Annotated in this window: 11 protein-coding genes; 6 read left to right on the forward strand and 5 right to left on the reverse strand. The window is 63.7% G+C overall.

The annotated features are described in order from the left end of the window. Nucleotides 1-87 precede the first annotated feature (87 nt). The 6 genes from P2T68_RS22400 (at nt 88) to P2T68_RS22425 (ending at nt 7,003) form a co-directional block, all read left to right on the forward strand. Nucleotides 88-699 (forward strand): cysteine dioxygenase, encoded by a 612-nt coding sequence (locus P2T68_RS22400; protein ID WP_102625725.1) that lies wholly within the window; start codon nt 88-90, stop codon nt 697-699. After that, nucleotides 696-2,279: a rhodanese-related sulfurtransferase gene (locus P2T68_RS22405; protein ID WP_277378293.1), complete on the forward strand. Its 1,584-nt coding sequence runs from the start codon at nt 696-698 to the stop codon at nt 2,277-2,279. The genes P2T68_RS22400 and P2T68_RS22405 overlap by 4 nt, the downstream gene beginning before the upstream one ends. Nucleotides 2,280-2,551: 272 nt before the next feature. Next, nucleotides 2,552-3,526, forward strand: a complete 975-nt coding sequence (locus tag P2T68_RS22410; protein WP_024074885.1) for an ABC transporter substrate-binding protein — start codon at nt 2,552-2,554, stop codon at nt 3,524-3,526. Nucleotides 3,527-3,538: 12 nt separating this feature from the next. Continuing rightward, the gene (locus P2T68_RS22415) at nt 3,539-4,879 is read left to right on the forward strand and encodes an LLM class flavin-dependent oxidoreductase (RefSeq protein ID WP_024074884.1); all 1,341 of its coding nucleotides are present in this window, start codon (nt 3,539-3,541) and stop codon (nt 4,877-4,879) included. 10 nt (nt 4,880-4,889) lie between these two features. Further along, the gene (locus P2T68_RS22420; RefSeq protein ID WP_168233324.1) at nt 4,890-6,059 is read left to right on the forward strand and encodes an acyl-CoA dehydrogenase family protein; all 1,170 of its coding nucleotides are present in this window, start codon (nt 4,890-4,892) and stop codon (nt 6,057-6,059) included. Then, nucleotides 6,056-7,003 (forward strand): D-isomer specific 2-hydroxyacid dehydrogenase family protein, encoded by a 948-nt coding sequence (locus tag P2T68_RS22425; RefSeq protein ID WP_277378294.1) that lies wholly within the window; start codon nt 6,056-6,058, stop codon nt 7,001-7,003. Before P2T68_RS22420 ends, P2T68_RS22425 begins: the two co-directional genes overlap by 4 nt. 320 nt (nt 7,004-7,323) lie before the next feature. Here the strand turns inward: P2T68_RS22425 and P2T68_RS22430 are convergent, their stop codons facing one another. The 5 genes from P2T68_RS22430 to P2T68_RS22450 all read right to left on the reverse strand — a co-directional run bounded on the left by P2T68_RS22430 (nt 7,324) and on the right by P2T68_RS22450 (nt 13,806). Then, nucleotides 7,324-8,091 (reverse strand): energy transducer TonB, encoded by a 768-nt coding sequence (locus P2T68_RS22430; protein WP_024074881.1) that lies wholly within the window; start codon nt 8,089-8,091, stop codon nt 7,324-7,326. Further along, nucleotides 8,088-8,534, reverse strand: coding sequence for a protein TolR (gene tolR, locus P2T68_RS22435; protein ID WP_024074880.1), 447 nt, complete (start codon nt 8,532-8,534; stop codon nt 8,088-8,090). Before tolR ends, P2T68_RS22430 begins: the two co-directional genes overlap by 4 nt. Nucleotides 8,535-8,548: 14 nt before the next feature. Next, complete coding sequence (gene tolQ, locus P2T68_RS22440) at nt 8,549-9,241, reverse strand: protein TolQ (protein WP_024074879.1); 693 nt, start codon at nt 9,239-9,241, stop codon at nt 8,549-8,551. Nucleotides 9,242-9,288: 47 nt separating this feature from the next. Next, nucleotides 9,289-11,154, reverse strand: coding sequence for a phytase (locus P2T68_RS22445; RefSeq protein WP_277378295.1), 1,866 nt, complete (start codon nt 11,152-11,154; stop codon nt 9,289-9,291). Nucleotides 11,155-11,292: 138 nt separating this feature from the next. Further along, a complete protein-coding gene (locus tag P2T68_RS22450; RefSeq protein WP_277378297.1) occupies nt 11,293-13,806 on the reverse strand; it encodes a TonB-dependent receptor in 2,514 nt (837 codons plus the stop codon). Nucleotides 13,807-13,994: the final 188 nt, after the last annotated feature.

Here is a 13,994-nt window from a genome sequence, read left to right on the forward strand (position 1 = left end):
CATTAAAAAATAGCATATTAACTATAAACATTATGCTTATATAAACCCATCAACCCATTCCTATCAAACGTATCCGATGGAATTGTCATGACCCAAGCCAAGCACCCCGAGAGACTCAGAGCCTTCATAGGCGCCCTGGCGGAATTGATCGACGGCAATCCACGCGAAGGCGACCTGTTGCACCGTGGCGGCAAGCTGCTGGCGCAACTGGTCAGCCATGACGACTGGCTCCCCGATGAATTCGCCCAACCCGACCCCGAGCGCTATCAGCAATTTTTGCTGCACGCCGATTCGCGCCAGCGGTTCAGCATCGTCAGTTTTGTGTGGGGGCCGGGGCAAAGCACGCCGATTCATGACCATCGGGTGTGGGGGCTGATCGGCATGTTGCGCGGTGCGGAGTTTTCCCAGGGCTTCGAGCGCGCGCCCGACGGGCGCCTGGTCGCCGAAGGCAAGCCGGTCCAGTTGGTGCCGGGCCAGGTCGAGGCGGTATCGCCCAAGATCGGCGACATCCATCAAGTCAGCAATGCCCACAGCGACCAAGTGTCGATCAGCATTCATGTGTACGGCGCCAATATCGGTGCCGTGCGCCGCGCGGTGTACCAGCCCGACGGCAGCGAGAAACTGTTTATCTCCGGCTATTCCAATGCCTTCCTCCCGAATATCTGGGATTTGTCCAAAGAAAAGAGCCCCGCCCTATGAGCACCGTATCCACCCGCAGCTACGCCCAGATTCGCCAGGCCCTGTTGGACCGTGAAGAAGTCGCCCTGGTAGACGTGCGCGAAGAAGCACCGTTTGCCGAATCCCACCCCCTGTTCGCCGCGAATATCCCGCTGTCGAAGCTGGAGCTTGAGGTGTACTCGCGCATTCCGCGCCGGGATACCCAGGTCACCGTCTACGACAACGGTGAAGGGCTGGCCGCCCGCGCGGCCGAACGTTTGCTCGCGCTGGGCTATACCCAGGTCAGCCTGCTCGAGGGTGGGCTCGACGGTTGGCGCAAGGCCGGTGGCGAGCTGTTTATCGACGTCAACGTGCCGAGCAAGGCGTTTGGCGAGCTGGTCGAAAGTGAGCGTCACACGCCGTCCCTGGCCGCTGAAGACGTGCAGGCGCTGCTCGACAGCCAAGCCGATGTGGTGGTGCTCGACGCGCGCCGTTTTGATGAATACCAGACCATGAGCATCCCCACCGGCATCAGCGTGCCGGGTGCCGAACTGGTGTTGCGCGTCCGTGAGCTGGCGCCGGACCCGGCCACCCGCATCATCGTCAACTGCGCCGGACGCACCCGCAGCATTATCGGCACGCAGTCACTGATCAACGCCGGCGTGGCCAACCCGGTCTCGGCCCTGCGCAACGGCACCATCGGCTGGACGTTGGCCGGGCAGAAGCTCGCCCATGGTCAGTCGCGACGCTTTGCCCCGACCTCGGAAGCCCACCGCCAGGTCGCCGCCGCGGATGCGCGGCGTGTGGCTGACAAGGCCCGCGTCGGCCGCGCCACCCTCGCCGACCTGCAGCGCTGGCAACAGCAGGCGTCCCGTACCACCTACCTGTTCGATGTGCGCACCCCGGAGGAATTCGAAGCCGGCCACCTGCGCGGCGCGCGCTCGACCCCGGGTGGGCAGTTGGTGCAGGAAACCGATCACGTTGCCAGCGTGCGCGGTGCACGCCTGGTACTGGTCGATGATGACGGTGTGCGCGCCAATATGTCGGCTTCATGGCTGGCCCAACTGGGCTGGGAAGTGCATGTGCTGGACGGCCTGCAAGCCGCAGATTTCAGCGAGCATGGCGCCTGGGTCGCGCCGGTGCCCGCACCGCCCCAGGCCGAACTGATCAGCCCGCACACCCTCGCCGAGTGGCTGGCCCATGGCGACACGGCGGTACTGGATTTCACCGCCAGCGCCAACTACGTCAAGCGCCATATCCCCGGTGCCTGGTGGGTGTTGCGCGCGCAACTGGCCCAGGCGCTGGCCAAGGTGCCGGCCGCCCAGCGCTACGTGCTGACCTGCGGCAGCAGCCAACTGGCGCGCCTGGCCGTGGCCGAAGTCGAGGCCATCACCGGCAAGCAAGTGTTCTTGCTGCAAGACGGCACCGCTGGCTGGATCAACGCGCAACTGCCGCTGGAAGAAGGTGAAACCCACCTGGCCTCACCGCGTATCGACCGCTACCGCCGCCCTTACGAAGGCACGGACAACCCCAAGGAAGCCATGCAGGCCTACCTGGACTGGGAGTTCGGTTTAGTCGACCAACTGGCCCGCGACGGCACCCATGGGTTCTATGTGATCTGATCACTTTTCCATACCCGGCACAGATCCCTGTGGGAGGAAGCAAGTCGAATCGTCGCACCGCCTCTCCCACATGGACCGCATCCACCTCAGGGTTAATCCATGCAATTTTAGAATAATCAATAAACACATAATCAGTTATTTTAATAATTAACATATAACCAAAAAGAACTTCACAGTATGTTTTTATGAGCATAACGTGAACTCCTCACCGACCCCTTCTCCAGGCGGAGGTAGCCAAACCTTTTTTCTGATCTGCCTGGAGCCTGCATCCCATGGTCTTTACTACCCCATTCAAGCGCCTGCTCCTGAGCACCGCCCTGGCCCTTGGCCTGGCCACCAGCGCCCACGCCGCCGACCTGCAACCGCTGCGGGTGGCCAACCAGAAATCGACGATCAAGACGCTGCTGGAAGTCTCGGGCGAGGCGAAAAACGTGCCTTATGAAATCCAGTGGTCGGAGTTCCCGTCCGCTTCGCCCCTGGGCGAAGCCTTGAATGCCGGGGCCGTGGATATCGGCGCCTTGGGTGACGCACCCTACGTGTTTGCCTTGGGGGCCGGAGCGTCGCTCAAGGTGGTCAGTATCATCCACGCCGAAGGGCGTAACACCACCGCCCTGCTGGTGCCCAAGGATTCGCCGATCAAGACAGTGGCCGACCTCAAGGGCAAGAAAATCGTGACCGGACGCGGGTCCATCGGCCACTACCTGGTGATCAAGGCCCTGGCCACGGCCGGCCTGACCACCAAGGATGTGCAGTTCATTTTCCTGTTGCCCAGCGAGTCGCGCCTGGTGCTGGATAACGGCACCGTCGACGCCTGGTCGACCTGGGACCCTTACACCACGGTGGTCACCTCACAAAGCCAGGCGCGGATCGTGGCCAGCGGCAACACGCTGTTGAGCAACCACCTGTACCTTGCCGCCACCAGCCAGGCGATCGCCGACAAGCGCACGCAGTTGGACGACTTTGTCGCCCGCGTCGACCGCGCCTACGCCTGGGCCAATACCCACCCCAACGAGTACGCCGCCGCCCAGGCCAAAATCACCGGGCTGCCGCTGGCCGTGCATGTGGCCGTGGCCAAGGAGACCCGCCTGAGCCCGGTGCTGATCGACGACAGCGTGATCAGTGGCCTGCAAGCCACCGCCGACACCTACCAACAAGAAGGCCTGCTGACCAGGCACATCGACGTGTCCCAGGGCTTCGACAAGAGCTTTAACGCCAAGCGTGCCCCCAACAATCAAGCCTCGCGCTAAGGAGCAGAAAACATGAGCAAGCCACGTCAATTGAAATTGGGGGCCATGGTCCACGGTGTCGGCCACGGTTGGGGCGAATGGCGCCACCCGCAGGCGCAACCCAACGCCAGCACGAATTTCGGCTTCTACAAGCAGCAGACCGAGCTCGCCGAAGCGGCCAAGTTCGACTTCGTGTTCATCGCCGACAGCCTTCACATCCACGCCAAGTCCAGCCCGCATTACCTCAACCGTTTCGAGCCGCTGACCATCCTCTCGGCCCTCGCGGCACTGACCACGCACATCGGCCTGGTCGCCACCGTGACCGTCAGCTACACCGAGCCCTATCAGGTCGCGCGCCAGTTCGCGTCGCTGGACCATATCAGCGGCGGTCGTGCCGGTTGGAACGTGGTCACCTCGTGGCTCAGCGGCACCGCCGACAACTTCGGCAAGGTAGAGCACCCGCCGCACGCCGTGCGCTATCGCATCGCCAAGGAACACCTCAACGTGGTCAAGGGCCTGTGGGATTCCTGGGAAGACGACGCCTTTGCCTACAACAAGCAAAGCGGCGAATTCTTTACGCCGAGCAAGCTGCATGCGCTGAACCACAAGGGCGAGTTTTTCTCGGTAAAAGGCCCGCTGAACATTGCGCGCTCACGCCAGGGCCAACCGGTGATTTTCCAGGCGGGCACGTCCGAAGATGGGCGTAACTTTGCGGCGCAGAACGCCGACGCCATCTTTGTGCACGTGGAGAGCATCGAAGAAGGCCTGGCCTACACCCAGGACCTCAAACGCCGCGCCAAAGGCTTTGGCCGCGACGCCGACAGCCTGTCTATCCTGCCGGGCATCCGCCCGATTGTCGGCCGCGACGAGGCCGAAGTGGAAAGCCGCTATCAGCAGGCCGTGGACCTGGTCACCGTGGAAGATGCGATCGTCGCCCTGGGCCGCCCGTTCAATGACCATGACTTCAGCCAGTACCCCCTGGACGCCCCCTTCCCGGAACTCGGCGACCTGGGCTCCAACAGCCAGAAAGGCGGCTCGGACCGCATCAAGCAACTGGCCAGGGACGAAGGGTTGACCCTGCGCGAAGTGGCCCTGCGGTTCTCACGGCCCAAGCGTGATTTCGTCGGCACCCCGGAGCAGGTCGCCGATGCGATCCAGACCTGGTTCGAGACTGGCGCCAGCGATGGTTTTATCGTCAATTCGGTACTGCCGGATGGCTTGCAGTACTTCACCGAGCTGGTGGTGCCGGTGCTCCAACAGCGCGGCCTGTTCCGCACCGAGTACAGCGGCCAGACCCTGCGCGACAATCTCGGCCTGGACGTACCGGCCAATCGCTATAGCGTGATCGACGCCCCCGAAAAGGCCCTGGCCTGAGTACATTCTTATGACCCAACCGTCTCTACGCTCCGTGGAAGTCGCCCACTTCGATGCCCTGCTCGAACGCCTCGGCGCCGAGCTGGCCAGCACCGCGCACCTGTACGACGAAAGCGGTGCCTTCCCCCACGACAATTTCACGTTGCTGCATGAACACGGCCTGCTCGCCCTCACCGTGCCCAAGGCCCTCGGTGGCGGCGGTGCCAGCCTGCCCCAGGCGCGCAAGGCGATCAGCGCGATTGCCAAGGGTGAACCGTCCACTGCACTGATCCTGGTCATGCAGTACCTGCAACACACCCGCCTGCAAGACAGCAAGACCTGGCCCCGGCACCTGCGCGTGCGAGTCGCCGAAGAGGCGGTACGCAACGGCGCGCTGATCAATGCCCTGCGCGTCGAACCCGACCTCGGCACCCCGGCCCGCGGGGGCCTGCCGGCGACCACGGCGGTGCGCACCGTTGATGGCTGGCGCATCAGCGGGCGCAAGATCTACTCCACCGGCAGCCATGGCCTGAGCTGGTTCAGCGTATGGGCACGCAGCGATGACCCAGACCCACTGGTGGGCATCTGGCTGGTGCCCAAGGACAGCCCCGGCGTGAGCATCATCGACACCTGGGACCACTTGGGCATGCGCGCCACTTGCAGCCATGAAGTGGTGCTCGACAACGTGCTGGTACCGCTGGATCACGCCGTCAGCGTCAGCCCCTGGAGCGCGCCAAAGCCCGAGCTGGATAGCGAGGATTTCCTATGGATGTCGGTGTTGTTGTCCTCGGTGTATGACGCCGTGGCCCAGGCCGCGCGGGACTGGCTGGTGAATTGGCTGGAAGAACGCACGCCGTCCAACCTCGGCGCGGCGCTGTCCACCCTGCCGCGTTTCCAGGAAACCGTTGGGCATATCGACACCCTGTTGTTTGCCAACCGCAGCCTGTTGGACACTGCCGCCGAAGGCCACACCCCGGCAGCCAATGCGGCTCAATTGAAGTACCTGGTGACCGGTAACGCCATCCGTGCGGTGGAGCTGGCCATTGAGGCTTCCGGCAACCCCGGCCTGTCGCGACACAGCCCGCTGCAACGGCATTACCGCGACGTGCTGTGCAGCCGCGTGCATACCCCACAGAACGACGCCGTGCTGCAAGGCGTCGGCAAAGCCGTCTTCGCCCAACGCCAGAAGGAACGCACATGAGTCAGGTGATTATTGCCAGCCAACTGGGCGAAGACTACAACGACGTGATCCGCGCGCGCGTCACTGCGATCCACCCTCAAGCCCAGGTGATCGGCGTGCCGGTGGGCGTGCCAGGCGACCTGCCGCCCCAGGCGAATATCCTGCTGCTGCGCCCGATCAACGTGCACGGCTACACGGCCCCGGACACCCCACCGCCGGGCTGGCCCTATGGTGCGCAATGGGTGCACCTGGTCTCATCGGGTATCGACTTCTACCCGCAATGGCTGTTCAACGGCCCACCGGTGACCACCTCCCGGGGCAGCGCCGCCGACAACCTGGCCGAGTTCGCCCTGGCGGCGATCTTTGCCGCCTCCAAGCATTTGCCGGACATCTGGGTGAAGGACTCGCAATGGAACTTCACCGCCCTGCGTCCGCTCAAGGGCACTACCCTGGGCATCCTCGGCTTCGGCGCAATTGGCCAAAGCCTGGCGCACAAAGCCCTGGGCCTGGGCATCAAGGTGGTCGCGCTGCGCCACCGTTCGACGCCGTTGGGTGTTGACGGTGTGCAGGCGGCGGCGGATATCCATGACCTGTTCGCCCGCGCCGACCACTTGGTGGTGGCAGCGCCGCTGACGGAGGCCACGCGGCATATCATCAACCGTGATGTGCTGGGCAGCGCCAAGCCGGGGCTGCACCTGATCAACATCGCACGCGGTGGGTTGCTGGATCAGGAGGCGTTGTTGGAGGCGTTGGATAACGGCCAAATCGGCCTGGCATCGCTTGACGTGACTGAGCCGGAGCCGCTGCCGGATGGGCACCCGCTGTACAGCCACCCACGGGTGCGGTTATCGCCCCACACCTCGGCGATCTCGACCAATAGCCGCAACGAGATTGCCGATACGTTCCTGGCGAATCTGGAACGCTACGTTTCAGGTAGCGAACTATCGAATCTAGCTAACGCCTGACGCCGTTCAACCATGTGGGAGAGGGCTTGCTGTGGTGATCGGGCTTGTTGTGGCGAGCGTGCTTGTTGTGGCGAGCGTGCTTGTTGTGGCGAGCGTGCTTGTTGTGGCGAGCGGGCTTGCCCCGCGTTGGGGCGCGAAGCGGCCCCATCACAGGCGATGTGTTTTTAACTGACACACCGCGCTGCCTGGTTTTGGGGCCGCTTCGCAGCCCAACGCGGGGCAAGCCCGCTCGCCACAACAAGTCCGCCCGCCACAGTTACAGTGTTCCTAATTAGGGCTTGCCACCCCTCCCACAGGGGGCCTGTGTCCATTGGAAAATCTTATTTGATGCGGTAGTGGAAGGTGTTGCGCACCGCTGGTACGGCCACGGCCTTGCCTTCGACGATCCGCGGCTGGTAACGGAAAGTATTCGCCGCCGCCAATGAAGGCCGGATAAACAAGGGGTGGCAGCCGTCCAGCACCTTGGGGTTTTCTACCCGGCCCTGGGGGTTGACGGTGTATTCCACCGAGCAGTCGCCTTCGATGTGCTTGTCCAGGGCGCGTTCGGGATAGTCCGGTGCCTCCTTGCTCAGGGGTTGGTATTGGCGGCTGTCGAAGGCCGCCGCCGGGGCTGGGGTAGCAGCTCGGGCTTTTTCAGCGGCCAGGCGTTGCTGATCGAGGCGCTGTTGTTCCAGCTCACGATGGCGTTGTTCGGTGGCCAGGCGTTCCTGCTGCTGCTCGATTTTCTTGTCTTCGACGCGTTTACGCGCCAAGGCGGCTTTCTCGAGTTTTTGCGCCTGGATCTGCGGGTCGACCGTGGGCTTTGCCGGGGCCGGCACCGGTACCACCAGCGGCTCCGACGGTGCGGGCGCGGCCACCACCGGTTCAGGCTCGGGCGCTGGCGCCGGTGGCAGCATGACCAACTGCGTGTGCATCACCCGAGGGGCATCCACCACAGGCTTCTCCGTCGACCAGCCCAGCATCAACGCGGCCAGCACGCCCACGTGCAGCGCCACCGCCAGGCTGGCGGCGAGGCTGTTTCTGCAAAAACCCGAAGCATCCCGGGGCGCCATCGGCAGGGTCGGACTGTGCATGATCATCGCCGTCATTGCGGGGCCTCGGTCACCAGCCCCAGGTTGCTGACCCCGCCCTTCTGCAACACCGCCATGGCCGCGACCACACGGCCGTAACCGGCGTTGTCGTCGGCGCGGATGTAGACCTGGGTGTCGCTGCGCGCGGCCACCACCTGCATGACCTTGGCGCCCATTTCCTCCAGGCTCACGGCGCTGTCGGTCTGGTGTTGGGTATCGAGTTCGCCGCCGAGGTTCCAGTAATAGCCACCGTCGGCCTTTACCGACAGCGTGAGGATCTGCTGGCGGGTGTCGGTGGCCAACGCCTCGGCGGCGACCTTGGGCAGTTCGATCTTCACGCCCTGGGTCAACATCGGCGCGGTCACCATGAAGATCACCAGCAGCACCAGCATCACATCGATATACGGCACCACGTTCATCTCGGCCTTGGGCCCGTGCTTGCGTTGCGGCCTTACTAACATGGGAGCGCTCCTGTTCAGGCGGCCACGGCCAGGTTGATCGCGGCACCGCGCAGGCTGCGGTGCAGGCGCACTTGCAGCTCATTGCCAAACGCGTAGTAACGGGTGAGCAGAGTCTGGCCGCGCGCCGCGAAACGGTTATAGGCGATCACCGCCGGGATGGCGGCAAACAGGCCGATGGCCGTGGCGATCAAGGCTTCGGCGATGCCCGGCGCTACGGTGGATAACGTGGCCTGCTGCACCTGGGAAAGGCCGATAAAGGAATTCATGATGCCCCACACCGTGCCGAACAGACCGATGTACGGGCTGACCGACCCCACGGTGGCGAGAAATTGCAGGCCCTTTTCCAGCTCGATTTCCTGCTCGGTGATCGCTACCTGCAAGGCCCGCTCGACGCCTTCGAGCACCTGCGGATCATGGCTGTGCAGGTGCTGGTATTCCTGGACCCCGGCAATAAAGATCGGCGCCACGCCGCCCTCGCCCGCCTGCAACGTGTCGCGGTACAGCGCCTGCAAGTCCGGCGCGGCGCGAAAGCGTTGCACAAAACCGTTCAACTGCCGTTCCAGGCGGCGCAGCACACTGCCGCGCTGGATAATCAGGTACCAGCTGAGCAAGGACGCCAACAGCAAGGTGACCATGACCGCCTTGACCAACAGGCTGGCGTCGCTGATCAAACCCCAGATCGTCATATGTTCCATCGTCGCGTGCATAGTGAATCTCCCATTCGATTAAAAAGTGATGACCGGTTGATGACGGTTCACGGCAATTTCAATGCGCGGGTGACCTCGGCCCAGGGCACGAACTTGAAGTTCTGGGTTTGCTCGGGCATACGCTTGCGCCCGTCCTGCACCACCAGCATGCCCTGGCTCCACGGCCCGCCGAGGTTGATGGCGGTGACTTCCAGGCCATCGGTTTCCGAAGCGCCGTCGATCCCGGCAGCGGCGTTCAAGCCGACGCGGAAGCCGCCATGCACGGCAAACGGCGGCTCGGCATCCACCACCAGGTAGCTGTCATTGCCTTGGCTTGAGATCACCAGGTAGTCATGCTTATCGCTCTGGTACAGCGCCAGGCCTTCGACATCCGCATGCAACTGTGGGCCGACCTTGATCACGCTGGTCAAGGTCGCCGGTTGATCGGCGCGCGCATCCACCGCCCACACGCCCACATCTTCTTCACCGATAAACAGGCGCTGGCGCTGGTCGTCGGCCACACAGCCTTCGGGTTGGCTGTCGACCTTGAACTGGCGCACCAGCTCGCCCTGCACCCGGCCGTCCGGCGCGCTGAGGCGGTATTGCAGGAAGGTGCCGTCCTTGCCGTTGGCGATTGCGTAGATCTCGCCGCTGGCTGGCTGGAACAGGCAAATGCCGTAGATTTCCTTGAGCGGCGTGGGCACTTCACCGGCTTCACGCAGCTCGCCGCTCTGACGGTCGATGCTGAACAGGCTCAGGCTGTTGTGATCGCGGTTGCTCGCCACGGCCAGGTCGACCGTTTGCTGGCCGAGCTTGAAGCGGGGGCGTACATCGACGTTATTCAGGCGGCCCACCGCCAGTTCCTGCAACAGCTTGCCGTCGAGGTCGTAGGCGAGCAGGCCTTGCTTTTTGTTGGTGCCGAGCACACGGCTTTTGCCCGGTGTTTCGGGGTGAATCCAGATCGCCGGGTCATCCGCCGCATCGCCCTGACGGCCAACCGGGTCGCTCTGGCGCAAGGCCGCGACCTCCGGCAGCCACGGCGCCACCGCGACGGGCTTGGCCTGCCAGTCGAGCCTGGCCTGGTAGAGCGCGCCGCTGTCGTCATCGCGCACCAGCAGTTGGCGGCCATTGATCGCCAGTTGTTCCGGCTCTTTCAGGCCCGGCAGGCCCAGGCTCGATTGCTCCACCCAGCGCTCGCCGGTTTGCTGGAACAGGTGCAACTTGGCGGTCTTTGGGTCCAGCGCGACCACGCCACCGGGTACCAGCGCCATGGCCCCGGCTTCGCGTTTGGGGTTGTCGAACAGCGCCACCGGGGTGCGTTTCACATCGGCTTCCGGGTGCGCCGGGTAGGCCCACCAGCCGACACTCTCTTCATTCACCACCAATTGCTGGGTGGCGTCGTCCACCTGGCAGAACTGCGCCGACGGCGGCAGCGGCAAACCGCGTACGCGCTGGGGTTCAGCGAGCAACGTCGAGCCGTTGCCCACCAGCCATTGCTCGCCCTTGCCCTCCTCGCCCACCAGGAACACAAACAGGTTGGCCGCTGCGTCGCGGTACAGGCACAGGCCATTCACCGGGTAGTCGCGGGTCGGCAGGTAGACCGGCGTGCCCCAGGTTTTGCTGGCGCTGTCCAGGTTGATCAGCAGCGCCTGCTGGCGGTCGTTGTCGAGGCTGGCGACCAGCACGTGGGGGCCTGCGGCGCGGGTGTCGAGGCTGCTGAAGTTGCCTTTGAAACGCGCCAGTTCGGCGCCTTTGCTGTCGAGCAGTTGCAGGCCGTCACGGGTGCTGGCGGCCACGCGCTCGCTGGCGTTGGGCAGGAAGGCCACGGCTTCGGCCTTCAGGCTAGGTGCCCAAGGGGTCAGCGCCAGGTCGGCGGCGAATGCATTGCCGCCGGTGGCCAGGGCGATCAGCAGGTATAGCTTGGAAAGTCTCATGAACAAACAAAATCCTTGTCTTGTAGGAGCGAGCTTGCTCGCGAAGAACGTCAACGATGTCGCGGGCTGTCTGGATGCACGCGGTGTTCCGGGCTTTTTCGCGAGCAAGCTCGCTCCTACAGTGGGGTATGGGGTGGGTTAGAAATGGGTGAAGGTCAGGCCCACTTTGTAGGTCGGGCCGTACTCTTCGTATTGGCCGTTGTAGCTGCGGTTGCCGGTGTAGACGAAGTACGACTCGTCGGTGAGGTTCTGGGCCTCGAAGCTGACTTGCAGGTTCTTGGTCAGCGAGTAACGCGCGCTGAAATCGACGAAGGTCTGCGCGTCGACGTGCCGGTCGTGGGCCTTGTCGTTGATCGACGCCAGTTCATACAGGTAGGCCGACTTGTAGTTGGCCGACAGGCGCAGGCTGAGCGTGTCGTCTTCCCAACCGAGCATCAGGTTGCCGACGGTGTCCGACTGGTTGGGCAGGCTGATAGTGCGCTTGCGGTTCGTGCGACTGGCGGCGTCGAAGCCTTCGATATCCGCGCTGGACCGGCTGAAGGTGCTGTTGGCGCCGATCAGCAAACCGTTCCACGGTGCGGGCAGCCAGTCGAACTTCTGTGAGTAGGCCAGTTCCAGGCCGTAGAGCTTGGCGCCGTCGCCGTTGGCGTAGGTATGGGCCTCGGCGAAGTTGGCCCAGGCGCCGGTGCCGGCGAGGTCGGTGTTGTAGACGAAATGCTTGATGTCCTTGTAGAACACGAACGCCGACACAGTTCCGGCGCGGCCCATGAAATGCTCGATGCCCAGGTCCAGGTTGCTCGACTCCAGCGGCTTGAGGTCCGGGTTGCCGAAGGTGGCTTCGTCATCGTCGATCACAAAGCCCGGTGCCAGCTGGCCAAAGGTCGGGCGCACCACCGATTTGGTCCAGGCCGCGCGCACCTGGGTGTTCTTGTCGATCTGGTAGCGCGCATGCAGGCCCGGCAGCCAGTGGTGATAACGGCGCTTGGTCTCGGTGGCGGTGAACTGGCCGTCGGTGGCGCCGGTCCCCTTGGCTTCGAACTCGGTGCCTTCGTAACGCAGGCCGGCGATAAAACGCCAGTCGTCGATGTCGATGGTGTTCATCAGGTAGCCGGCGTTGATGTCTTCGCGGAGGGTGAAGTCGTTGACCCGCGATTCGGTCTCGTCGTAGAAATCCGCCGGGTTGAGGCTGCCAATCAGCTGCTTGATGGCGCCGGGGCTGATGCCTGGGCCGTAGTTGCCGAGGCGATAGTCGACGCTGCCCTTCTGGAACTGGGTGAGGTTGAGCTGGTCGGCGCTGTAGCCCAGGGTGTCGAAGTCTTTATAGACCCAGGCTTCGAGGTCGTTGTCCTTGTTCCGTCGACTGACCTTGCCGCCGAACTTGACCTGGGAGGCGTAACCGCTCAGGTCATAGTCGCGGGCCAGGTCCAGGCGCAGGTTTTTCTCGGTGTCCTGGGTGTTCTGCTTTTCCCAGTCGACCTTGTCGAGGGTGAAGTTGCTGGCGTCGTAGAAGCCGCTGCCGATGATCGGGCGGGGCTTGTCCTTGTCGTAGAAACCGCTGTTGGCAAAGTCGCCGCCGTCGAAGGTGGCGCCTGCGATATGCGCCGGGCTGTCTTCGCTGGACTGGCTGTAACCGGCCTGGCCGCTCAAGGTCCAAAGGCCCAGCATGCGTTCGCCGCCGAACACGTAGGACTGGATTTCCTGGGTTTCTTCACGGTTCTTCAGCTTGCGCTTGCCCTCGGCATCGCCCAGTTCGCCAGGGACCTGGGGGTCGGCAAATTCAATGCTGGTGGAGTTGCGGGTTTCGCTGTCTTTGTAGCGGCTGTAGAGGGTGCGCAGGTAGTAGCTGCTGAGGTCGTCGGGCTTGTAGTCGAAGTTCAGGCCACCGCCGGCGCGTTCGCGGCTGATGTCGTAGTCGCGCTGTTCGAACTCGTTAAGCCGCGCGCCCCGGCTGAAGTCCCAGGCGCCGCCGGTTTCGACGTTGTCCGAGCCGAAGTCGCGCTTTTGCCAGCTCAGCGCCGCCGCCACGCCGAAGTTGTCGATGCCGTCGCCGAGGCTGAAACGGTTACTGGCGGCGCCGGAGAATTTCGGGCTGGTCTGCCCGGTATTCTTGTCGTAGCTGGCTTCGGTGCTGCCGGTGTAGAACAGGCCGTTGTGGTCGAAGGCCGAGAGACTCTTCACGTCGACGGTACCGCCCAGGGAGTTGGCGTCCATGTCTGGGGTCAGGGTCTTGATCACCGACAGCGACTGCACCAGTTCCGAGGGCAGCACATCAAGGGCCACGGCGCGCCGCTTGCTCTCGGGCGATGGCACCAGGGTACCGTTGATGGTCACGCTGTTAAGGTCCGGGCCCAGGCCACGCACGCTGACAAAGCGCCCTTCGCCCTGGTCACGCTCGACGCTGATCCCCGGCAGGCGCTGCGCCGCTTCGGCAACGTTTTCGTCGGGCAACTGCGCCACACCGTCGGCATGCACCACGCTCTTGATGCTGTCGGAGGAACGCTGCTCCTTGAGGGCCTTGTCGATGGCCGCGGCCTGGCCGACCACTTCAACGTGTTCGGTGGTGGCCGCTTCCGCCGCGTTGAGCCGTTCACTGGCGATGGCCAGGGCCAAGGCAGTAAGCGTAAAGCTGACGAGCCCGGTGCGCTTGTACATGAAATCCTCCCCAAGAGTCCGTTGGCGCCAGGCAAGTGGCCCGGCAACTGGGAGGGCAAGCTAGGGGTGGGGGATGACGGTTCTGTGACAGGGATCGGCGCGAAGCCCCGTAAACCGGGGGTTTTGCCCGATTCTGGATGTGGAATGAGCTGATATGACCTGTGAAGATCCCCTGTGGGAGGGGGCTT

The sequence above is a fragment of the Pseudomonas sp. G11 genome, from assembly GCF_029457515.1.
In the GTDB taxonomy this organism is placed as follows: domain Bacteria; phylum Pseudomonadota; class Gammaproteobacteria; order Pseudomonadales; family Pseudomonadaceae; genus Aquipseudomonas; species Aquipseudomonas gorinensis.